The sequence below is a fragment of the Actinomadura flavalba DSM 45200 genome, assembly GCF_000374305.1.
GTDB lineage: Bacteria > Actinomycetota > Actinomycetes > Streptosporangiales > Streptosporangiaceae > Spirillospora > Spirillospora flavalba.
This window is the reverse complement of the sequence record NZ_KB894094.1, coordinates 742823-764455: the sequence shown is the minus strand read 5'-3', so window position 1 is coordinate 764455 and position 21633 is coordinate 742823. Positions and strand designations below refer to the sequence as shown.

Sequence of the window (21633 nt, the reverse complement as noted above, 5' to 3'; positions counted from 1 at the left end):
ACTCCGCGCGCCGCTAGCGGTAGAGCTGGCTCACGTCGCGGGCCGCGCCGGTGGAGGCCGAAGTGGCCATGGCGGCGTACGCCTGGAGGGCGGCGCTCACCGGGCGGTGCCGGTCGCGCGGCCGGTAGCCGCCGAGGTCGGCCAGCAGCGCCTCGCGGCGGGCGGCCAGCTCGGTCTCGGGGACGTCGAGTTCCAGCACCCGGTTCGGGATGTCGATGACGACGCGGTCGCCGTTCTGGACGAGCGCGATGATGCCGCCGGACGCCGCCTCGGGCGACGCGTGGCCGATCGACAGGCCGGACGTGCCGCCGGAGAAGCGGCCGTCGGTGACGAGCGCGCACGCCTTGCCGAGCCCGCGGCCCTTGAGGAAGCTCGTCGGGTACAGCATCTCCTGCATGCCGGGACCGCCCCGGGGGCCCTCGTAGCGGATGACGACGACGTCACCGGCCTTGACGGAGCCGTCGAGGATGCCCTGCACGGCGTCGTCCTGGCTCTCGAAGACGACCGCGGGGCCGGTGAAGGTCCACAGTTCCTCCTCGACGCCTGCGGTCTTGACGATGGCGCCGTCCTCGGCGATGTTGCCGCGCAGCACGGCCAGGCCGCCGTCGGCGGTGTAGGCGTGGGCGGCGTCGCGGATGCAGCCGCCCTCGCGGTCGAGGTCGAGTTCGTCCCAGCGGGCGGACTGGCTGAACGCCGACGTGCTGCGCACGCCGCCGGGCGCGGCGTGGAACATCTCGACGGCCTCGGGCAGCACGTCGGGAGAGCGCACGTCCCACTTGGCGAGGAACTCGGTCAGCGACCCGGCGTGCACCGAGTGGGCGGTGCGGTGCAGCAGCCCGGCGCGGTCGAGTTCGCCGAGCAGCGCCGGGACGCCGCCCGCGCGGTGGCAGTCCTCGACGTGGTACTGCCCGGTGGCCGGGGCGAGCTTGCAGATGCACGGCACCCGCCGGGACAGCTCGTCGATCTCCTTGAGGCCGAAGTCGACGCGGCCCTCGGTGGCGGCGGCCAGCAGGTGCAGGATCGTGTTGGTGGAGCCGCCCATCGCGATGTCCAGGACCATGGCGTTCTCGAACGCGTCCTTGGTGGCGATGTTGAGCGGCAGGACGCTCGCGTCGTCCTGCTCGTAGTGGCGGCGGGCGATGTCGACGACGGTGCGGCCCGCGTCCTCGTAGAGGCGGCGGCGCGCGGTGTGGGTGGCGAGGACGGTGCCGTTGCCGGGCAGCGCCAGCCCGAGCGCCTCGGTGAGGCAGTTCATCGAGTTGGCGGTGAACATCCCCGAGCAGGAGCCGCACGTCGGGCAGGCGGCCTCCTCCATCTCGGCGAGGGTGGCGTCGCTGACGGAGTCGTCGGCGGAGGCGATGATGGGGTCGATGAGGTCGAGCTTGTGGCCCTGGCTGACGCCCTCGACGGGCTTGCCCGCCTCCATCGGCCCGCCGGACACGAACACGGTGGGGATGTTGAGGCGCAGCGCCGCGAGCAGCATGCCGGGCGTGATCTTGTCGCAGTTGGAGATGCAGACGAGCGCGTCGGCGCAGTGCGCGTTGACCATGTACTCGATGGCGTCGGCGATGATCTCGCGCGACGGCAGCGAGTAGAGCATCCCGGAGTGGCCCATCGCGATGCCGTCGTCGACGGCAATCGTGTTGAACTCGCGCGGGACGCCGCCCGCCTCCTTGACGGCACCGGCGACGACGTCACCGACCTCGCGCAGGTGGACGTGGCCCGGCACGAACTGGGTGAAGCTGTTCGCCACCGCCACGATGGGCTTGCCGAAGTCCTCCCGGGCGACGCCGCTGGCGCGCATGAGGGCGCGCGCGCCCACCATGTTCCTGCCGTGGGTGACCGTACGTGACCTGAGCGGGGGCATGAAGACCTCTCCAACCTCGACGTGCCGTGCGGCCCCCGGCGCTGCACCGCGCCGGACGGGCCCTGGAACCGGTCGGCAGCGGCGGGTCGCGGCGCTGCCGCCGACCCCGCGGAGGTCACGCGGGCCGGACGACCGGTTCCCCGATCCTACCCGCCGCCGCGCGACCTGGCAGAAGGCCCGCCCGGCCGTGCGGGGACGGCCGGGGCGGGCCGGGGTCAGGCCGTCCAGAGGGCGGGACGGCGGTCGATCCAGGGACGGGCCTCTTCGAGCTGGGCGGAGAGGGAGAGCAGGACGTCCTCGGCGCCCAGGCGCCCGGCGAGCATGACGCCGATGGGCAGGCCCGCGTCGGTCCAGTGCAGGGGGAGGCTGACGGCGGGCTGGCCGGAGACGTTGTAGAGCGCCGTGAACGGCGTGAAGTGCGTCTGGCGGCGGAAGTTCTCGGCCGGGTCCTGGTCGTGGAAGTGGCCGATCGGGGCGGGCGGCTGGGCGAGCGTGGGGTGCAGGACGGCGTCGTACTCGTTCATCAGCGGCATGGCCGCCCGCAGCGCGGCCTGGAGGGCGGCCAGGGACGCGATCAGCTCGGGCGCCCGCGTGGCGTCGCCGCGTTCGCGCAGCCAGCGGGTGAGCGGCTGGAGGCGGTCCTCCTGGGACGGGTCCACGGGCGTCAGCGTGGCCATGACGCTCCACAGCGTCTCGAACTGGGGGAGCAGGTCGGGGGTGAAGACGTCGGGCAGCTCGACGACCTCGTGGCCCAGTTCCTCCAGCAGGACGCTCGCCGCCTCGTAGGCGGCCAGGCAGTCGGGGTGGACCTCGGCGCCGGGCACCACGGGCTTGGCGCTGCGGGCGATGCGCAGCCGGCCGGGCGGGCGCTCGACGGCCGACAGGTAGGTGGAACCGGCGGCTTGCGGCGGGGCCAGATAGAGGTCACCCGGACGCGACCCCGTCATGACGTCGAGCAGGAGCGCCGCGTCGGCGACGGTCCGCGCGATCGGCCCGTCGGTGGCCAGGCCGAACAGGTCGGGCACGATCGGGCCGTGCGAGATGCGGCCCCGGGTGGGCTTGAGGCCGAAGAGGCCGCAGACGCTGCTGGGGATGCGGATGGAGCCGCCGCCGTCGCTGCCCTGTGCGACGGGGGCGAGCCCGGCGGCGACGGCAGCGGCGGCGCCGCCGCTGGAACCGCCGGCCGAGCGGGTGAGGTCCCAGGGGGTGCGGGCCGGAGCGGACACGCCGTTCTCGGTGTAACAGGGCAGGCCGAATTCCGGCGTGTTGGTCTTGCCCAGCATGATCGATCCCGCTTCGCGGAGCCGGACCACCACATTGTCATCGGCAAAACCGGTCAGATCGGTAAATACCTCCGACCCGAGCGTGGTGCGCACGCCCTCGGTCAGGTTGAGGTCCTTGATCGGGACCGGAACGCCCAGCAGCGGCGGCAGCAGTGCCGGATCGGACGCGTCCATGACCGCCTTCTCGGCCGCGCGCGCCTGCTCGCGGGCCAGCTCGGCGGTGACCGTCACATAGGCGCCGACCTGCTCGTTCAGCCGGTCGACGCGGTCGAGATAGTGGTCGGTGACGTCCACGGGGGACAGGTCGCGGGAACGGATCGCGGCGGCGAGCCGCACGGCCGTCAGATCATGGGTATGGGTCACACCGGTGAACGGTAGACGCCGGGCTCATGACCCTCAACGGTGGCGTGCGGGTGCGAGACTGGGAGAGCGCACGGGGAAAGAGGGGGTGAAGGCTGCCCTACCCGGCGTCTGGGTGGGCGAATCCCCCAAGTAAGGCGACAAAAGTATTAACCCGGCATGGCTAGTCGCGGAACGCGCGAACTGATTACTCTGCGCTCGGAGGATCATGCTTCCGGCGCGAAAGGAACACGGAGCGTCACCAATGTCGACCATGGAGAGAGGCGACGTGCCCCCCGACGGAGGCGACGTGTCCCCGGAGGCGGGCGGGCGCCCCCGGGGAGAGAGCGCGCACCACCCACCCGAACCCCGAACCTACGGCGATCTGCTCGGCAGCCCGCAGATCCGGCGCTGGATCCAGCGCGCGGTGATCGGCCTGGCCGTCGGCGTCGTGCTGACCGTCCTGTTCGACCTCCGCATCGGCGTGACCGCCGCCGCGCTGGTCGTCATCTACGACGTCGTCCGCCGCGCCCGCAGCACGTCCAGCGTGGCGGCGTGGCAGAAGTCGTCGGCGGCCGAGCGGCGGACCGAGAAGCAACTGCGCGCCCTGGAGCGCGACGGCTACCGCGTGCTGCACGCCCGCGCCGTCCCGCGCGACGACGAGGGCAGCAGCGACGGCCGGATCGACCATCTCGTCATCGGCCCGAGCGGCGTGTACGCGATCGACTCCGAGAAGTGGGACAAGCGGCTCCCCGTCCGGACGATGTCGCACCGCAAGCTGTTCCACGGCCCGTTCAACAAGAAGGAGAAGCTGGACGAGGCCCGCTGGGAGGCCGACCAGGCCAGCAAGACGCTGTCGGGCCGCGTCGGCTTCGAGGTGCCGGTGCAGCCGTCCGTCGCGATCTACGGCCCGGCCATCCCGTGGAAGGTCATGCGCGTCCGCGACGTGGACGTCTACTCGGGCACCCGCGCGCGCGGCTACCTGCGCGGCCGCCCCAAGATCCTCACCGAGACGGACGTGCAGCGCATCTACCAGGCGGCGGAAAGCTCGCTGCCGCCGAAGTACCCGGGCGAGGAGTGACCCGCGCGGCTCAACGACGAGCCGCGCGCCACCCGCGGAGCGCTCTACTCCTCGCTCTCCTCCAGGCGCGGATCGCCCTTGCGGAACCACTTCTCGGTCTCGGACTTGCCGACGTGGGTGATGCTCAGCGTCCTGCCGTCCTCGACGGACCTGAACCGCGAGCGGGACTTGACCATGCCGCAGTCGACCTCGCTCTCGTACCAGCCGCCGTCGATCTCTTCGAGCGGGGTGCCGGTACAGCTGAAGCCGCCCCCGGCGATGGAGACCTTGCCGTCCTCGTCGATGACCAGGGTCTCGTCGTCGGCGCCCTTCTCCATCCAGGTGCCCTGGAGGGAGGACGGCACGCCGGAGCCGCACGCGCTCAGGGACGTCAGCAGGGCCAGTGCCGCCGCCGTGGGCAGGCCGCGTCGCAGCAGGGGGGAGATCATCGGGTTCCTCTCGTCGGTCACGGTGCCGTGCGGCCCGTGGATCGGGATCACCTGCGTCGCAGGGGGACGGTTTCGAGGTCTCCGCGGGGGGTGTAGCGCCGCCAGGTCAGGGAGGCGGCCGCGGTGACGTCGAAGATCTGGGTTGAGTTGGTGGTGCAGTCGCCCTCGATGCGCCTCGTGATCCGGGTCGAGAAGATCACCAGGGGCTCGGCGGCGCTGATCAGCAGGGCCGTCGCCTCGCAGTCGGCGCCGTCGGCGGTGATCCGGATGTCCACGGCCTCGGTGCCGACGCTGCCGGTGCCGAAGGTGAACTGGCGCTGTACCGGGGAACTGCCGGGGGACGCGGTGCCGGACCAGCGTCCACGCAGCCGCGCGTCGACCTGGTCGCGCGTCACGCGGTGCAGGGTCTGCGCGCCGTCCAGCGCGAGCCGGTCGCCGCGCGCGGACAGGCGCCGCGGCTCGTCGGTGCACGCGGTGTCGCGCGGGAGCCGGTAGGTGACGGCGGGACGGAACGTGACGGAGCCGCCGTCCGCCGTCAGCGCGCCCTCGTACTCGCACAGCGCGCGGGTGGCGGCCTGGCGGTACTGCACCACGACGTCCCCGAGCCGGCCCCGCTGGATCGTGTAGCGGTGGTGCCGCTGCCCCTCGCCGTCGCCGGTCCAGCCCTCCCAGGAGCCGACCAGTGCGGCGGGGACGCCGTCGGAGGCTTCCGGTGCGGCGTCCGTGCCGGTGGCGGTGGGCGGCGCGTCGTCGTCGCGGACGGCGAGCCGGACCGCGAACGCGGTGAGGACCGTGACCGCGACGACGGCCGCTCCGGCGCCGAGCAGCCACGCGCTCCGGGCGCTCCTGCGGCGTGCCGGGGGCGGCGCCATCGGGCTCGGTGCCGGGGCGGGGGCGGGGGCGGGGGCGCGGGGGTTCTCCAGTTCCAGCAGGCGGGCGGTGTGGCGGCCCAGCGCGGCGACCAGGGCGGGCGGCAGCCAGGACGCGTCCCGCGCGTCGGCGGGCGTCGCGGCGTCGGCGTCGGCGCGGACGCGGCGCACGTCGGGGCGCGCGCGGGCGTCCTTGGCCAGGCAGCGTTCGATCAGGTCGCGGAGCGGACCGGGCGGCAGCGCGCCCAGGTCCGGTTCCTGCGTGACGACGCGGAACATCATCGCGTGCGCGCCGCTGTCGGGGTCGGTGCCGGCGAACGGGGGCCGTCCCGTGGCGGCGAACGCCAGGACGGCGCCGAGGCCGAAGACGTCGCTGGACGCGTCGAGCCGTTCGCCGCGCACCTGCTCGGGCGACATGTACCCGGGCGAGCCGATCACCGCGCCGGTGCGGGTGTGCGAGGTGCCGGCGGCGGAGCGGACGATGCCGAAGTCGATGACCAGCGGGCGGTCGATCGTGAGCAGGACGTTCGACGGCTTGAGGTCGCGGTGCACCAGGCCCGCCTCGTGCACGGCGGCCAGGCCCTCGGCGAGTCCCGCCGCCAGCGCCAGCGCCGACGCCGGGGGGAGCGGGCCGTGCTCGCGCACGGCGTCGTGCAGGGAGGGGCCGGGGACGTAGCCGGTGGCGACCCAGGGGACGGCGGTGCCGGTGTCGGCGTCCAGCACCGGTGCCGTCCACCGGCCGCCGACCGCGCGGGCGGCCCGGACCTCGGCGTCGAACCGGCGCCGGAACTCGGGATCGCGGGCCAGTTCGGGGTGGACGAGCTTGACCGCGACCATGCGCCCGCCGGGCGACCTGCCCAGGAACACCCGGCCCATGCCGCCCGAGCCGAGCCGCGCGAGCAGCCGGTACGGGCCGACTTGCGGCGGGTCGTCGTCGCGCAGTGGCCGCATGAACGCGAACCTTCCTCACGGTGTCGGCGCGGCGGACATGCTCCCCGCCGGAACGTGATCATCAGATGTGCCCGCCGAAGATAGTTGAAATTGTGACAACTGGGAAGGGCACCCGGACCCTGGACGGCCGGATGCGGCGCGGAAGCCGCGCTTGGAGCGCGTCGCGCGGGGCATGAGGCAGGCGTGGCAGACGATGGCGTGGACGGCCTGTCCGACGACGAGGTGATCGAGCGCGCACGCGCGCACGGGGTCGCGACCCGGTACACCGACTGGCGCGACCGCGAGACCGAGGTGCCCCCGGCGACGCTGCGCGCGGTCGTCGCCGCGCTCGGGCCGCCCCCGGCGGGCGAGCGCGACGGCTGGACGGTCCCGCCCGTCGTCACCTGCCGCGTCGGCGGCTCCGGCGAGGCGACCGTCTCCGGCATCGAGGTGGACGGCCCGGTCGAGGTCATCGTCGAGATCGGAGACCCGCCCCCCGCGCCGCCCCCCGGCCCGGACGTGGTCGCGGGCCGAGCCGTGCCCCACGAACTCGACCCCCGCGCCGACTCCCGCCCGACGCCCCCACCGAGCACCACCCCCGACGCCGCCCCCCAGGGGCCTGACTCTCGCCCGAACGCGCGTTCGGCGGTTCCGCCGGGCGACGCGAACGGCGCCCCCGACGGTGGCACGGCGGCCGTTTGGGAGGAGTCGGGCTCCCGCTCGGCGGTTCCGCCGGGTGGCGGTGCCGTGGTTGCGGGTGGGGCTGTTCCGCATGAGCTGGACTCGCGGGCTGACGCGCGGCCGGGTGCCGTGGGGCGGGGGCGGGCGCACGGTGTGTGGCAGAGCGAGAGCGGCGCGCACGGGCACGTGACGGTGCCCGGTGATCTGCCGGTGGGGTGGCATCGCATCCGGCTGCGCCGGGGTGGGCGGGAGGAGAGCGCCGCGCTCGTCGCGGCGCCCGCGCGGTTGCCGGACGTGCCGCCCGCGTGGGGACTGACGACGCAGCTCTACTCGGTGCGGTCGCGGGAGTCCTGGGGCCTCGGTGACCTGCGCGACCTGGCGGAGCTGGCGCGCTGGGGCGCGGGCCGGGGCGCCGGGTTCGTCCTGATCAATCCGCTGCACGCGGCCGAGCCGCTGCCGCCGATCACCGCGTCGCCGTACTCGCCGCTGAGCCGCCGCTTCCCCAGCCCCCTGTACCTGCGCGTCGAGGACGTCCCGGAGAACGGCGACGTCGGTGACCGCGCCGAGCGGCTGGGCGAGACGTGCCGGAACGTCACCGCCGACCCGCTCGACCGCGACGCGGCGTGGAAGGCGAAGCGGATGGCGCTGGAGTCGCTGTTCCGGGTGCCCCGCGACGACGCGCGCGAGGCCGCGTTCCGCGCGTTCCGCGAGCGGCAGGGCCGCGAGCTGGAGGACTTCGCGACGTGGGCGGCGCTCGCGGAGGAGCACGGCGCCGACTGGCGCACCTGGCCCGCCGACCTGCGCTCGGCCGACGCGCCGGGCGTCCCGGCGGCGCGGGAGCGGCTGGCGGCGCGCGTCACCTACCACGCCTGGCTTCAGTGGCTCCTGGACGACCAGCTCACCGCCGCGCAGCGCGCCGCCCGCGACGCGGGCATGCCGATCGGCATCCTGCACGACCTGGCGGTCGGCGTCCGCTCCGGCAGCGCCGACGAGTGGACGCACCCGGAGGTGTTCGCGGCCGGGATGAGCGTCGGCGCCCCGCCGGACGCGTTCAACCAGCAGGGCCAGGACTGGGGCCAGCCGCCCTGGCATCCGGCGCGGCTCGCCGAGGCCGAGTACGGCCCGTACCGGGCGATGCTGCGCGCGGTGCTGCGGCAGGGCGGCGGCCTGCGCCTCGACCACGCGATGCAGCTCTCCCGCCTGTGGTGGGTGCCGGAGGGGGCGTCCCCGGCGGACGGCACGTACGTGACGTACGACCGTGAGGTGCTGCTCGCCATCCTCACGACGGAGGCGGAGCTGGCCGGCGCGGTGATCGTCGGTGAGGACCTCGGCACCGTCGAGCCGGGCTTCCGCGAGGACCTGGCCGACCGCGCCGTGCTCGGCACGTCGCTGCTGTGGTTCGAGCGCGACGAGCGCGGCCCCAAACCGCCCGGCCAGTGGCGCGAACGGTCACTGGCGACGGTCGGCACGCACGACATGCCGCCCATCATCGGGTTCCTGCACGGCGACCACCTCGCCCTGCGCGACCGCCTCGGCCTGCTGACCCGCCCGCTGGACAGGGAACTGGCCGAGCACCGCGCCGAGATCGCGGAGTGGATCGGCCTGCTGAACGCCGAAGGGCTGCTCGCCACCGATCCCGGCACGATCCTGGCCGCGCTGGCCGACGGCTCGGGCGCGTACGACGAGGAGATCACGCTGGCGCTGCACGCCTTCCTCGGCCGCACCCCGGCGCGGCTGCTCGGCGTCGCCCTCCCCGACGCGGTGGGGGAGCGCCGCACGCAGAACCAGCCCGGCACGGTCGACGAGTACCCCAACTGGCGCGTCGCCCTCGGCCGCGCGGACGGCACCCCGGTCGCCCTGGAGGACCTGAACGACGACCCGCTCGCCGCCCAGGTCCTGGACCTCGTCGCCCGCGCCCGCCCTGCGGGCTAAGGCGGGTCGCGTCGGGCCGGGACGGGCTGGTCGGGGCACGACGACTCGCTGGTGGCGGGTGTTGGAGGTGGTGGGTCGCGCGCGTCCGGTGGGTTGAGGCGGGGCGTCAGGTCAGGGCTCGGGAGAGGCGGGTGCTGACGTCGTCCAGGAGGGTGTCGGGGAGGATCGGTGCGGCGGCCACCGCCGAGAACAGTGCGGGGAGGCCGGGCAGCGGGTAGCCGTCGTCCGGTCCGGCTAGGGCCTGTTGGCCGAGTGGCCGGTGCCGTAGTGACGCGCGTGCCCGGTTCCACGCCGTGCGGACCTCCTCGGGGGAGGGGACGCCGAACCCGTGCCCGACCGGCGCGGCGTGCCGGAGGCGGACGACGGCGGTGTCCCCGAAGTCCAGCGCGAGCCCGCACCGGGCCGCCAGGTCGGCGCGGACGCCGTCGTCGAGCCGTGTCACCACCGAGCACGGGGTGCGGCAGCGGGCCGCGCAATCACCGAGGGCGGACGCGACCTGGCTGTGCTGCCGGTCCAGATAGGCGCGCCAGCCGGACGGGGGTTCGGCCGCGACGCGCAGCGCCCGGTCGCACGCCGACCGCTCGGGCCGGGTGTGCTCGCAGTCGCGCGGTCCGCCCTGCTCCAGGGGCGCGCCGAACCGGCTGCCCTCGCCCGTCACGGCCGGGCCGATGAGCGCCGGGTCGCCCGCGTGGCCGAGGACGGTCTCCCACGCGAGCAGCGGCAGGTACTCGGCGGCGATGTGCACCGCCGCGACCAGCGCCGCCATCTCGCGCCGCCGCCACCGGATGTCGATCACCTCCAGCAGCAGCGCGTAGGCGGGCCGCAGGCTCGCCAGCGCCCCGCGCGGGCGCTCGCGCGGCGCCTGCGGCATCCGGGACGCGCGCGCCCGGTCGAGCAGGTCGCGGGGGACGTCCCCGGCGGCCTCGGGCATGCCGAAGTCCTCGGCGTCCAGGTCGAGCACGCGCTGCCCGAACGCGCACAGCCCCGCCAGCCCCGCCGACGACGGCGCCGCCCCGACCAGCGCCTCCAGGTCGCCGAACGCGTGCCGCCGCGCCAGCACGCCCAGCACGTCCCGCGCCGTCTCCATCGCGCCCCCTCACCCCTCCGCGCCCATGCTGGCACGCCCGGACGCACCGCGTGCGCCGGTCCGGGGACCGGCGCACGCGGAGCCGGTCAGGACGCGGCGTCGCGGGCGCGGGCGCGCAGCGCGCGGGCCACGCCGTCGCGGCCCTCCGACAGCAGCCGGGCCAGCGCCGCCGGAGGCCGCTCGGCCGCCAGGTACTCCTCGGTGCGGTCGACCGTGGACGGCTCGATCACCAGGAACGGGTAGGCGACCTCGGCGAACGTCTGCGCCATGTCGCTGCTCCACGCCGACCAGATCCGGCCGACCTCGGCGAAGTACCGCTCGACGTAGGGGACGAGCAGCTCGGCCTGGTCGGGGTCGACGAACCCGCCGAGCGTCGCGCGGTACACGGCGTTGGGCAGGTCGCCGGAGGTGACCGCGCCCCAGGCGGCGGCCTTGGCCTCCGCCGACGGGATCGCGGCCCGGCACGCGGCGGCGTTGCGCTCACCGGCGGCGGTCGGGTCGCGCTCCAGCTCGGCGCCGATCGCGGCGGCGTCGGCCCGGCCGGTGACGACGAGCCGCCGCAGCAGCGCCCACCGCAGGTCGGTGTCGACGGTGAGGCCGTCCAGCACGACGGACCCGTCCAGCAGCGCCGCGACGTAGTCCAGGTGCTCGGCCGACCGCGCGACGGCCGCGAACGCCTGCACGAACGCGAGCTGGAAGTCCGAGCCGGGCTCGGCGTCGCGGGCCAGGTCGTACAGGGCGTCCGCGAGGAGCTGGAGCCCCTCCTCGCGCCAGGCCGGGTCGGCGTACTGGTGGACGGCCGTGCGCGCCTGACGCAGCAGCGTCTGCGCGACCGAGATGTCGCTGACGCCCCGGATGCCGCTGACGACGAGCTTGACGTAGTCGCGGGTGGCCATCTCGGCGTCGCGCGTCATGTCCCACGCCGACGACCAGCACAGCGCGCGCGGCAGGCTGTCCTTGATGTCACCGATGCCGGACACGAGGGTGCGGAGCGAGTGCTCGTCCAGCCGGACCTTGGCGTAGGTGAGGTCGTCGTCGTTGACGAGCACCAGGTCGGGCCGGGCCTCACCGACCAGCTCGGGCACGTCGGTGCGGGCCCCGACGACGTCGAGTTCGACGCGGCGCCGCCGCACGATGCCCGCGTCCGTCCGGTCGTACAGGCCGATCGCGACGCGGTGCGAGCGCAGCGTCGGGTGGTCGGCCTTGGCCTCCTGGAGCACCGTGAACGACGTGAAGTTCCCGTCGCCGTCGACCTCGTAGGACGGGCGCAGCGTGTTGACGCCCGCCGTCTCCAGCCACTCCTTCGACCACGACGCCAGGTCGCGGCCGGACGCCTGCGCGAGCGGGTCGAGCAGGTCGGCCAGCACCGTGTTGCCCCAGGCGTGCCGGTCGAAGTAGTGCCGCACGCCCTCCAGGAACGTGTCCCGGCCGACGTAGGCGACGAGCTGCTTGAGCACGCTCGCGCCCTTGGCGTAGGTGATCCCGTCGAAGTTGACCTCGACGGCCCGGATGTCGGGGATGTCGGCCGCGATCGGGTGCGTGGACGGAAGCTGGTCCTGCCGGTACGCCCACGCCTTCTCCACGTTGGCGAACGTCGTCCACGACCCCGTCCACTGGGTGGACTCCGCCTGGCACAGCACGCTCATGTACGTCGCGAACGACTCGTTCAGCCACAGGTCGTCCCACCAGCGCATGGTGACCAGGTCACCGAACCACATGTGCGCCATCTCGTGCAGGATCGTCTCGGCGCGGCGCTCGTAGGCGGCGTCGGTGACGCGCGACCGGAAGACGTAGTCCTCCAGGAACGTCACGCAGCCCGCGTTCTCCATCGCGCCCGCGTTGAACTCCGGCACGAAGAGCTGGTCGTACTTCGCGAACGGGTAGGGGCGCCCGAAGACGTCCTCGAAGTACGCGAAGCCCTGCCGGGTGACGTCGAGGATGGCGCCGGCGTCCAGGTGCTCGGCCAGCGACGCCCGGCAGAACACGCCGAGGGGGATCACGGTGCCGTCCGCGCGGCGGTACTCGTCGCGGACGACGTGGTACGGCCCGGCGACCAGCGCCGTGATGTAGGTGGAGATCTCCGGGGTGGGCGGGAAGTGCCACCGGCCGCCGCCGGAGGTGTCGGCGGCCTCGTTGGTGACGACCTGCCAGCCCTCGGGGGCGGTGACGTCGAGCTGGAACGTCGCCTTCAGGTCGGGCTGGTCGAAGCAGGTGAACATGCGGTGCGCGTCGGCGGTCTCGAACTGCGTGTACAGGTACACGCTCTGGTCGACCGGGTCGACGAAGCGGTGCAGGCCCTCGCCCGAGCGCGAGTACAGCACGTCGGCGACGACGCGCAGCTCGTTGTCGGCGGCGAGGTCGTCCAGCGGGATGCGGCCCCGGGCGGCGTCGTACCGGGCCGGGTCGATGGCGGTGCCGTTGAGCGTCACCTCCCGGACGACGGCGTCGTGCAGGTCGACGAAGGTGGACGCGCCCGTCTCGGCGCTGGAGAAACGGACCACCGTGGTGGAGCCGAAGCGCTCGTCGCCGGCCGTCAGGTCGAGGTCCACCGCGTAGGACGCGACGGTGAGCAGCCGCGCCCGTTCCCGCGCCTCGTCGCGCGTGAGGTTGCCTGCCACAGGGACTCCTTGTTCATCGGATCGGCATGGGTGTCTTCGCAGTGCCCCCATGTCTACCAACCGGGCGGGCCGGGCGGCGGGAATGGGCGGGCGGGACGCGCGGTTGCCGCCAGAGAGACTGATCAATGAGAGAGGCGTGGCATGTCTGACGGTTCCCGGGAAGTGTCGTTCTGGTTCGATCCGCTGTGCCCATGGGCGTGGATGACGTCGCGGTGGATCACCGAGGTGGAGCGGCAGCGGCCGATCACCGTCCGGTGGCGGGTGATGAGCCTGTCGGTGCTGAACGAGGGCAAGGACGTCCCGGCGGAGTACCGGGAGATGATCGAGCGCGGCTGGGGCCCGGTGCGGGTGAGCATCGCCGTGGAGCAGAAGTACGGCACCGAGGCGCTGGGCCGTTTCTACACCGAGCTGGGCACGCGCCGGCACGTGGAGAAGGCCGAGTTCGACCGGGCGACGCTGGAGGCCGCGCTGACCGCCGCCGGGCTCGACCCCGAGCTGGCCGCCGCCGCCGACTCCACCGAGTACGACGCGGCGCTGCGCGCGTCGCACGCCGACGGCATCGACCGCGTCGGCCAGGAGGTCGGCACGCCCGTCATCGCGGTGGGCGAGAACGCGTTCTTCGGCCCCGTCGTCTCGCCCGCGCCGCGCGGCGCGGAGGCGCTGAAGCTGTGGGACGGCGTGCTCGCGGTGTCGGAGGTCGACGGCTTCTTCGAGCTGAAGCGCTCCCGGACGCGCGACCCCATCTTCGAGTAAAGAGTGACGCATCCGGTACCTGCATATGCCTTGCATCTACCACTTCGCCGCGATCACACTGGCGGGCGGAAGGATGGTGAGGTGCGGTGCACGTACCGGATGGATTCTTCGACGTGCCGGTGTCGCTGGCGGGCGGCGCGATCGCCGTCGCCGGCGTCGCCGTCGCCCTGCGCGGCTCCCGCCGCGAGCTGGACGAGCGGACCGCGCTGCTGGCGGGCCTGACCGCCGCGTTCGTGTTCGGCGCGCAGATGCTCAACTTCCCCGTCGCGGGCGGCACCAGCGGCCACCTGCTCGGCGGGGCGCTGGCCGCGATCCTCGTCGGGCCGTGGACGGGGCTGCTGTGCGTGTCGGTCGTGCTGGCGGTGCAGGCGCTGCTGTTCGCGGACGGCGGGCTGAGCGCGCTCGGCGTGAACATCGTGCTGATGGCGATCGTGACCGTGATCGTGGGATACGGGGTGTTCCGGGGGCTGCTGCGGGTGCTGCCGAAGACGCGCCCGTCGGCCGTCGCCGCCTCGTTCGCGGGCGCGCTGGTGTCGGTGCCCGCGTCGGCCGCGACGTTCGTGCTGCTCTACGCCGTCGGCGGCACCGCCGACGTGCCGCTCGGCACCGTCCTGTCGGCGATGCTCGGCGTGCACGTCCTCATCGGGATCGGGGAGGCGCTGATCACCGCCGTCACCGTGTCGAGCGTGCTCGCCGTCCGGCCCGACCTCGTCTACGGCGCGCGCGACCTCGCCCGGCCCCTCGAACTGCGCACCTCGCCCGTGGAGACGTCATGACCACCAAGCGGTTCTTCGTCGCTTTCCTGCTCGTCTCGCTCGTGCTGGCCGGAATCGTGAGCTTCTACGCGAGTTCCAGCCCGGACGGACTGGAGAAGGTCGCGGGCGACAAGGGCATCGCGGCGGAGGAGAAGGACCACGCCCTCGGTGACGGGCCGCTCGCCGACTACGGCGTCAAGGGCCTGGACAACGAGCGGCTGTCCGGCGGGCTGTCCGGGGTCGTCGGCGTCGGCGTCACGCTGCTCGCGGGCGGCGGCCTGTTCTGGGCGCTGCGCCGCCGCGCGGGTGCGCCGGACCCGTCCTAGATGGGCGCGGGTCACGCCCACCGCCTCTACGTGCCGGGGGCGTCGCCGGTGCACCGGCTCGCGCCGCAGTGCAAGCTCGTCGCGCTGCTGGCGTTCGTCACGGCCGTGGTCGCCACGCCGCGCGAGCGGATGTGGGCGTTCGCGGCGTACGCGGTGCTGCTCGCGGCCGTCGCGGCCGTCGCGCGCATCGGCCCCGGGCTCATCGCGCGGCGGGCGCTGATCGAGCTGCCGTTCGTGACGTTCGCGCTGCTGCTCCCGTTCGTCGCGCACGGCGAGCGGGTGAGCGTGCTCGGCGTCGCCGTCAGCCAGGACGGGCTGTGGGGCGCGTGGAACATCCTGGCCAAGGGCACGCTCGGCGTCGTCGGGTCGATCCTGCTGGCCGCCACGACCGAGCCGCGCGCCCTGCTGCTCGGCGCCGAGCGGCTGCGCGTCCCGGCGCAGCTCGTGCAGATCGCGGCGTTCATGCTGCGCTACCTCGACGTCGTCGCCGGGGAGCTGGCGCGGATGCGCGTCGCGCTGGCCGCGCGGGGCTTCGAGGCCCGCGACGTGCGGGCGACCCGCGTCCTCGCCCGTTCCCTCGGCGCCCTGTTCCTGCGCACCTACGAGCGCGGCGAGCGCGTCCACCTGGCGATGCTCGCGCGCGGCTACGACGGCCGGATGCCCGCGACGGGCGCCGTCGCCGCCACCCCCGGCCAGTGGGGGACGGCAGCCGTTCTCCCGGCGGCGGCGGCGCTGGTCGCGGCGGCTGCTTGGATGGGGGGATGACCCCGTCGCTGACCGTCTCCGGGCTCGCCTACGCCTACCCCGACGGGACGCAGGTGCTGTTCGGGATCGACGTCGAGATCGGGCGCGGCGAGCGGGTCGCGCTGCTCGGGCCGAACGGCGCCGGGAAGACGACGCTCGTCCTGCACCTCAACGGCATCCTGTCCGGCGGGCTCGGGCACGTCGAGGTCGGCGGGCTGCGGGTCGACGCCAAGGACCGCAAGGTCCTGCGCGAGGTGCGGCGCCGCGTCGGCATCGTCTTCCAGGACCCCGACGACCAGCTCTTCATGCCGACCGTCCGCGAGGACGTCGCGTTCGGCCCCGCCAACCTCGGGCTGCGCGGCGCCGAGCTGGACCGCCGGGTCACCGGCGCGCTGGAGCGCGTCGGGATGGCGGCCTTCGCGGACCGGACGCCGCAGCACCTCAGCTTCGGGCAGCGGCGGCGGGTGGCCGTGGCGACCGTGCTGGCGATGGAGCCGGAGATCCTCGTGCTGGACGAGCCGTCGTCGAACCTCGACCCGGCGAGCCGCCGCGAGCTGGCCGAGATCCTGCTGTCGCTGGACGTCACCGTCCTGATGGTGACCCACGACCTGCCCTACGCGGCGCAGCTCTGCCCCCGCTCCCTGGTCCTGTCGGACGGCGTGATCGTCGCGGACGGTCCCACGCCCGAGGTCCTGTCGGACGCCGGGCTGCTCGCCGCCCACCGGCTCGAACTGCCCTACGGCTTCGATCCCGCCGGTCGTCCGGGCTAGCCGGGCCGTACCGCCCGCGCTATTTCTGGACACGAAATATCCTGGACATATAGCATCCAGAAATGGACATCATCACGCACCCGCCCGGCCTGCACGACCCCGCCGGATACGGCTACAGCCATCTCGCCGCCACGTCCGGCCCGGTCTTCGTCGCCGGGCAGTACGCCTCCGACGCCGAAGGTCACGTCGTCTCCGCGGACTTCGCCGCGCAGGTCGAGCGATCCTTCGCCAACCTCGGCACGGCCCTGGCCGCCGCCGGGCTCGGCTTCGAGCACGTGGCGCGGCTGGGCACCTACATCGTCGGCCACGAACCGGCCCGGCTCGACGCGCTGCTCGCGGTGATCCGGCGGCACTGGGGCGACCGCCCGCCCGCGCAGACGCTGCTCGGCGTCGCGGCGCTGGCGCTGCCCGACATGCTCTTCGAGGTGGACGCGGTCGCCGTCCGGCCCTGACCCGGCGCACGACTCCCGGTGGCAGGCCGGGTCGGCCGTTCGGCTTGCCACCGGGGACGCGGTTCGGAAGACTGCCGGGCGACAATGGCAACGGTTTTCATATCCGATTCGGGGGCAAAAGTGAAGATTGCGTTCGTGGGCAAGGGCGGCAGCGGCAAGACGACCTGCTCGTCGCTGTTCGTCCGGCACCTGGCGGCCAAGGGGCTGCCGGTCGTCGCGGTGGACGCCGACATCAACCAGCACCTCGGCGTCGCGCTCGGGCTCGACGAGGACCGCGCCGCCAAGATCCCCGCGATGGGGGAGCGGCTCACCGAGATCAAGGACTGGCTGCGCGGCGAGAACCCCCGCATCCCCTCGGCCGCCGGGATGGTCAAGACGACGCCGCCCGGCAGCGGGTCGCGGCTGCTGCGCGTCGGCGGCGACGACGCCGTGCACGCGCTCGGGCAGGAGGTGGACGGCGTCACGCTGCTGGCCACCGGCCCGTTCAACGACGACGACCTCGGCGTCTCCTGCTACCACTCCAAGACCGGCGCGGTGGAGCTGTACCTGAACCACCTCGTGGACGGGCCGGGCGAGTACGTCGTCGTGGACATGACCGCCGGGGCGGACACGTTCGCGTCCGGGCTGTTCACCCGGTTCGACCTGATGTTCCTGGTGGCCGAGCCGACCCGCAAGGGCGTCGGCGTCTACAAGCAGTACACCGAGTACGCCCGCGACTACGACGTCGCCATCGCCGTCGTCGGCAACAAGGTCCAGAACGACGGCGACGTGGAGTACCTGCGCGAGCACGTCGGCGACGACCTGCTCACCTGGATCGGCCAGTCCCCGGCCGTCCGCGCGTTCGAGCAGGGCCGCACCGGCGTCACCCTGGAGGACGGCAACACCGCCGCGCTCGACCGGATGCTCGCCGCCGTCGACGCCCGCGCCAAGGACTGGGACGAGTTCCTGCGCCAGGCCGTCGAGTTCCACGTCAAGAACGCCCGGAGCTGGGCCAACCGCGCGGTCGGCACCGACCTGGAGGCCCAGATCGACCCGGCGTTCCGCTACCCCGCCTGAGCCCGCCCCCGCCCGCGCTCCGCGTCCCGGCGACGCGGAGCGTTCCAGGGCACCCCGCGGCCCGAGCGGTGCGGGGACCTGGGAGAATCGTGGGCATGCGCGTGTTTCTGGGATGTGACCATGCCGGCTACGAGCTGAAAGAGCACCTGCTCGGCTGGCTGAAGGACAACGGTCACGAGGCCGTCGACTGCGGCGCCTTCGCCTACGACGCCGTCGACGACTACCCGCCGTTCGTGCTGCGGGCCGCCGAGCGCGTCGCCGCCGAACCGGGCACGCTCGGGATCGTCCTCGGCGGCTCGGGCAACGGCGAGGCCATCGCCGCCAACAAGGTCGCGGGCATCCGCGCGGCGCTCGTCTGGAGCGACGCCACCGCCACCCTCGCCCGCGAGCACAACGACGCCAACGTCATCAGCCTCGGCGCCCGCCAGCACGACGCCGCGACCGCCACCCGGTTCGTCGAACTGTTCCTCGGCACCGCCTACTCCGGCGAGGCCCGGCACACCCGGCGCATCGAGATGCTCGGTGACTACGAACGCACGGGCGAGCTCCCGCCGCTTCCGCAGAGCTGATCCCCTTCCCCGACTTTCCGCGACTTCTCCGTCGCGGAAGGTCATGGGAGGGCATGATCTCCGCCGTGCGGGCCCGATGCTCGCTACAGTTCCAAGCGTCATGCTCGAACGTCTCGTCCAGGTCCTACCGCTGCGGGTCCGCGCCTTCCTGCGCCGGATCCCGGTGCTCGTGCGCCTGTACCGGTGGCTGCGCCGGGGCAAGCTCGTCCGCGAGCGGTACGTCTTCGTCGCGCTCGCGGTGCTCGCCCTGGCCGTCGGCATCGGCGGCGCCGACTCGCGGGCCTGGGCGACGTCCGGCACGCTCGTGCTGATCGTCCTCGGCGGCGGGCTGCTGCTGCGGGTGCGCAGCCTCATCGCGCTGCTCGCGGTCGCGGCGTTCGTCGTCGGCTACGACTCCTGGCTCGCCTGGGACCGCGACGAGCGCATCAGCATGGGCCTGATCACCACCGTCGTCATCTCCGGCATGCTCGCGTTCACCCTGGCCCGCACCCGGCAGCAGCTCGGCGTCCAGGGGCTGCGCGGCGACTCGATGCTGCTCGAACTGCGCGACCGGCTGCGCCGCCAGGGCGAGATGCCGCCGCTGCCGTCCGGCTGGGACTCCCAGATCGTGCTGCTCCAGGCGGGCGGGTCGTCGTTCGGCGGCGACTTCGTCGTCTCCGCGCTGGACGGCGACCGGCTGGAGGTCGCCCTGGTGGACGTGTCCGGCAAGGGCACCGACGCCGGAACACGGGCCCTCATGCTCTCGGGCGCCTTCGGCGGACTTCTTGGATCGGTCCAGCCGGACGACTTCCTCGCCGCCTGCAACCGCTACCTGCACCGCCAGCGCTGGGACGAGGGCTTCGTCACGGCCGTCCACGTCGAGGTCGACTTCGTCACGGGGGAGTACCGCGTCGAGTCGGCGGGGCACCCGCCGGCCGTCAAGTTCGACGGCGGCACCGGCACCTGGCGGGTCAGCCCCGCCAAGGGCGTCGTCCTCGGCGTCGTCCCCGAGGTCGACTGCACGCCCGACCGGGGCATCCTGCTCCCCGGCGACGCCCTCCTGCTCTATACCGACGGCCTGGTCGAGGCCCCCGGCAGCGACCTGGACGCCGGGATCGACCGGCTCCTCGGCGAGGCCGAACGGCTCGTCCCGCGCGGGTTCCGGGCCGGGGCCCGCGAGCTGGTGGAGATGCTGTCGGCCGAGCGCGACGACGACTGCGCGCTCGTCGTCATCTGGCGCACCTGACGGCGCCTGGGCGGTATGCCGGGCTCCGGCGAACTGGAAACCTGAATGTCATATCGCTGTAGCCCCCAGTGCACACCCGCCCGGCAGAGTGGTCCTCAGTTCGGCAACCACCTCGGACTCGTCGGATCCTCCTCGGCGCGCGAGGCTCCGGAGCGGTTGACGGCACCGAAGGCGATGCCCGCGCGATACGGCACCCCAGGGGTGGGAGGCGCCGTACGCGCGGGCATCGGTCGTCTCATATCCCGACATAACCTATTGACTTGGTAGGAATATTGCCCTTAGATGGGTGACGTGAGCTTCCTGGTCATCGTCGGAAACCCCCGGCCCGCCTCCCGCACCGCGACGGCCGCACGGGCCGCCGCGCACGCGGTGGCACGGGCGGCGGACCTTCCCGGCACCCCCGAGATCCTCGACCTTTCGGAAATCGGCCCGCGTCTCCTGGACGCCGACCCCGGACCCGAGGCCGGCGCCGCCCTGGACCGCGTCCGCGCCGCCGACCTGCTGCTCATCGCCAGCCCCACCTACAAGGGCACCTACACCGGACTGCTCAAGTCCTTCCTGGACCGGCTGCCCGGCGGCGCGCTCACCGGCAAGGTCGCGCTGCCGCTGCTCGTCCTCGGTGCCCCGCAGCACGCCCTGGCCGTGGAGGTCCACTTCCGGCCGCTGCTCGTCGAGCTGGGCGCCACCGTCCCGACCCCGGGGCTGGCGCTGCTCGAATCCGATCTCGACCGGCTCGACTCCGTCACCGCGGACTGGGCCGGTCATGTCTCCCCCGCCGTGAGGGGCGCTCTGTCGGCGGGGGCCGCCCGGTGACCGGGACGGCGACGGCACGGCCCGTCCCGGTCACCGGCGACTCCTTCCGCGACGCGCTGGCGCGGCACGCCGCCGGCGTCGTCGTGGTGACCGCCCGTCCCGCCCGCGACGAGCCCGCCGGGCTCACCGCGACCTCCTTCACGTCGGTCAGCCTCGACCCGCCGCTGGTGTCGTTCTACGTCGCGGCGTCCTCGTCCACGTTCCCCCGGCTGCGCGCCGCCGCGACGTTCGCGGTCAACGTCCTCGGCCACGACCAGGCCGAACTGGCCGCCCGCTTCGCGTCCCGCGACGTGGACCGCTTCGCCGCCCCGACCCGCTGGCGCCCCGGCCCCGGCGGCGAACCCCTCCTGGAGGGCGCGGCCGTCCGCCTCCGCTGCGACTGGCACTCCCTCCGAGAGATCGGCGACCACCTCCTGGTCGTCGGCCGCGTCATCGGCGTGGAGGTGGGAGCCACCGAAACCCCCCTCCTCTACCACCACGGCCGCTTCGGCCACTTCACCGCCCACCGCCCCCACTGACCCACCACCCCACCCACCCGGCCCCGCGCGCAGCCTGCGACGCGCCCGTACGGACAGCGTGCGGCGCGCCCCTGCGTGCGACGTCCGGCACGCTCCTGCGAACGGCGTCCGGCACGCTCCTGCGTTTGGCATGCTCCTGCGTGCGGCGTGCGGCGTGCGGCGTGCGGCGTGCGGCGTGCGGCGTGCGGCGTGCGGCGCGCCCCATGAACTGCGTGCGGCGTGCTCCTACAGGCGGCATACTGCGCGCCCCGAAGGACGGGCGTGCAGCACGCTCCTGCGTGCGATGTGGCGCGTGCCCCTGCGTGCGGTGTGCTGCGCAGCCCTGTGAGTGGCATGGAGCGCGGCCCATCACGCGGCATGTCGCTCGGCTTCGCGGGCGGCGTGCTGCGGGCCCCTACGAACGGCGCTGCTGCGCGCCCTGAGAACGGCGCGCTGCGCGCTGCTGCGGGCGGCGTGCGGTGCACCCCTGTAAGTGGCGTGCTGGGCACCCCTGCGGGCGGCGCGCAGTGCGGCCCTGTGAGTGACGCGCCCCACGGC

19 protein-coding genes are annotated in these 21633 nt (G+C 73.9%); 13 read left to right on the top strand and 6 right to left on the bottom strand.

Going from position 1 to position 21633, the window contains the following annotated elements; all coding sequences use genetic code 11:
- Positions 1-13 precede the first annotated feature (13 nt).
- Both ilvD and C229_RS0113055 read right to left on the bottom strand, forming a co-directional pair.
- Entirely contained in the window at positions 14-1867 is a 1854-nt protein-coding gene (gene ilvD, locus C229_RS0113060; protein WP_026313742.1) for a dihydroxy-acid dehydratase, read from the bottom strand.
- A 215-nt stretch (positions 1868-2082) separates the two neighbouring features.
- Positions 2083-3513, bottom strand: a complete 1431-nt coding sequence (locus C229_RS0113055; protein ID WP_026313741.1) for an amidase — start codon at positions 3511-3513, stop codon at positions 2083-2085.
- A gap of 265 nt (positions 3514-3778) precedes the next feature.
- Between C229_RS0113055 and C229_RS0113050 the strand changes: the two genes are divergently transcribed.
- A complete protein-coding gene (locus C229_RS0113050) occupies positions 3779-4570 on the top strand; it encodes a nuclease-related domain-containing protein (protein ID WP_240487225.1) in 792 nt (263 codons plus the stop codon).
- Positions 4571-4614: 44 nt separating this feature from the next.
- Here the strand turns inward: C229_RS0113050 and C229_RS0113045 are convergent, their stop codons facing one another.
- Together C229_RS0113045 and C229_RS34940 are read right to left on the bottom strand one after the other, a co-directional pair.
- Entirely contained in the window at positions 4615-4998 is a 384-nt protein-coding gene (locus C229_RS0113045) for a hypothetical protein (RefSeq protein ID WP_155884780.1), read from the bottom strand.
- Between the two features lie 47 nt (positions 4999-5045).
- Positions 5046-6818, bottom strand: a complete 1773-nt coding sequence (locus C229_RS34940) for a serine/threonine-protein kinase (protein WP_018655526.1) — start codon at positions 6816-6818, stop codon at positions 5046-5048.
- Between the two features lie 183 nt (positions 6819-7001).
- Between C229_RS34940 and malQ the strand changes: the two genes are divergently transcribed.
- Positions 7002-9410, top strand: a complete 2409-nt coding sequence (gene malQ / locus C229_RS0113035; protein WP_240487223.1) for a 4-alpha-glucanotransferase — start codon at positions 7002-7004, stop codon at positions 9408-9410.
- 106 nt (positions 9411-9516) lie between these two features.
- On the opposite strand, the gene C229_RS0113030 is transcribed toward malQ, so the two are convergent.
- Complete coding sequence (locus C229_RS0113030; RefSeq protein ID WP_018655524.1) at positions 9517-10497, bottom strand: hypothetical protein; 981 nt, start codon at positions 10495-10497, stop codon at positions 9517-9519.
- A gap of 86 nt (positions 10498-10583) precedes the next feature.
- Positions 10584-13115, bottom strand: a complete 2532-nt coding sequence (pepN, locus tag C229_RS0113025) for an aminopeptidase N (RefSeq protein WP_018655523.1) — start codon at positions 13113-13115, stop codon at positions 10584-10586.
- A 141-nt stretch (positions 13116-13256) separates the two neighbouring features.
- On the opposite strand from pepN, the gene C229_RS0113020 reads away from it, so the two are divergent.
- From C229_RS0113020 to C229_RS0112975, 11 genes are all read left to right on the top strand, one after another.
- Positions 13257-13868, top strand: a complete 612-nt coding sequence (locus tag C229_RS0113020) for a mycothiol-dependent nitroreductase Rv2466c family protein (protein WP_026313740.1) — start codon at positions 13257-13259, stop codon at positions 13866-13868.
- An 86-nt stretch (positions 13869-13954) separates the two neighbouring features.
- Positions 13955-14644 carry an energy-coupling factor ABC transporter permease gene (locus tag C229_RS30375; RefSeq protein WP_205624465.1) on the top strand — a complete coding sequence of 230 codons (690 nt, stop codon included), beginning with the start codon at positions 13955-13957 and terminating at the stop codon, positions 14642-14644.
- Complete coding sequence (locus C229_RS34935; protein ID WP_018655520.1) at positions 14641-14949, top strand: PDGLE domain-containing protein; 309 nt, start codon at positions 14641-14643, stop codon at positions 14947-14949. Before C229_RS30375 ends, C229_RS34935 begins: the two co-directional genes overlap by 4 nt.
- Positions 14950-15714, top strand: coding sequence for a cobalt ECF transporter T component CbiQ (gene cbiQ / locus C229_RS0113010; protein WP_018655519.1), 765 nt, complete (start codon positions 14950-14952; stop codon positions 15712-15714).
- On the top strand, positions 15711-16463 hold the full coding sequence (locus C229_RS0113005) for an energy-coupling factor ABC transporter ATP-binding protein (protein ID WP_018655518.1): 753 nt from the start codon (positions 15711-15713) through the stop codon (positions 16461-16463). Before cbiQ ends, C229_RS0113005 begins: the two co-directional genes overlap by 4 nt.
- A gap of 62 nt (positions 16464-16525) precedes the next feature.
- Positions 16526-16915, top strand: a complete 390-nt coding sequence (locus C229_RS0113000) for a RidA family protein (protein WP_018655517.1) — start codon at positions 16526-16528, stop codon at positions 16913-16915.
- A 120-nt stretch (positions 16916-17035) separates the two neighbouring features.
- Positions 17036-17971 (top strand): ATP-binding protein, encoded by a 936-nt coding sequence (locus tag C229_RS0112995; RefSeq protein WP_026313739.1) that lies wholly within the window; start codon positions 17036-17038, stop codon positions 17969-17971.
- A gap of 95 nt (positions 17972-18066) precedes the next feature.
- Positions 18067-18540, top strand: coding sequence for a ribose-5-phosphate isomerase (locus tag C229_RS0112990; RefSeq protein ID WP_026313738.1), 474 nt, complete (start codon positions 18067-18069; stop codon positions 18538-18540).
- A gap of 100 nt (positions 18541-18640) precedes the next feature.
- Positions 18641-19765: a PP2C family protein-serine/threonine phosphatase gene (locus C229_RS0112985; protein WP_018655514.1), complete on the top strand. Its 1125-nt coding sequence runs from the start codon at positions 18641-18643 to the stop codon at positions 19763-19765.
- 282 nt (positions 19766-20047) lie between these two features.
- Positions 20048-20578: an NADPH-dependent FMN reductase gene (locus tag C229_RS0112980; RefSeq protein WP_018655513.1), complete on the top strand. Its 531-nt coding sequence runs from the start codon at positions 20048-20050 to the stop codon at positions 20576-20578.
- Complete coding sequence (locus tag C229_RS0112975; protein WP_018655512.1) at positions 20575-21096, top strand: flavin reductase family protein; 522 nt, start codon at positions 20575-20577, stop codon at positions 21094-21096. Before C229_RS0112980 ends, C229_RS0112975 begins: the two co-directional genes overlap by 4 nt.
- Positions 21097-21633: the final 537 nt, after the last annotated feature.

Bases quoted from the DNA above. Each gene is read 5' to 3' on its own strand.
- ilvD (WP_026313742.1), bottom strand. From the start codon at position 1,867: ATGCCCCCGCTCAGGTCACGTACGGTCACCCACGGCAGGAACATGGTG.
- C229_RS0113045 (WP_155884780.1), bottom strand. From the start codon at position 4,998: ATGATCTCCCCCCTGCTGCGACGCGGCCTGCCCACGGCGGCGGCACTG.
- C229_RS34940 (WP_018655526.1), bottom strand. From the start codon at position 6,818: ATGCGGCCACTGCGCGACGACGACCCGCCGCAAGTCGGCCCGTACCGG.
- C229_RS0113030 (WP_018655524.1), bottom strand. From the start codon at position 10,497: ATGGAGACGGCGCGGGACGTGCTGGGCGTGCTGGCGCGGCGGCACGCG.
- C229_RS0113020 (WP_026313740.1), top strand. From the start codon at position 13,257: ATGTCTGACGGTTCCCGGGAAGTGTCGTTCTGGTTCGATCCGCTGTGC.
- C229_RS34935 (WP_018655520.1), top strand. From the start codon at position 14,641: ATGACCACCAAGCGGTTCTTCGTCGCTTTCCTGCTCGTCTCGCTCGTG.
- cbiQ (WP_018655519.1), top strand. From the start codon at position 14,950: ATGGGCGCGGGTCACGCCCACCGCCTCTACGTGCCGGGGGCGTCGCCG.
- C229_RS0113005 (WP_018655518.1), top strand. From the start codon at position 15,711: ATGACCCCGTCGCTGACCGTCTCCGGGCTCGCCTACGCCTACCCCGAC.
- C229_RS0113000 (WP_018655517.1), top strand. From the start codon at position 16,526: ATGGACATCATCACGCACCCGCCCGGCCTGCACGACCCCGCCGGATAC.
- C229_RS0112990 (WP_026313738.1), top strand. From the start codon at position 18,067: ATGCGCGTGTTTCTGGGATGTGACCATGCCGGCTACGAGCTGAAAGAG.
- C229_RS0112985 (WP_018655514.1), top strand. From the start codon at position 18,641: ATGCTCGAACGTCTCGTCCAGGTCCTACCGCTGCGGGTCCGCGCCTTC.
- C229_RS0112980 (WP_018655513.1), top strand. From the start codon at position 20,048: ATGGGTGACGTGAGCTTCCTGGTCATCGTCGGAAACCCCCGGCCCGCC.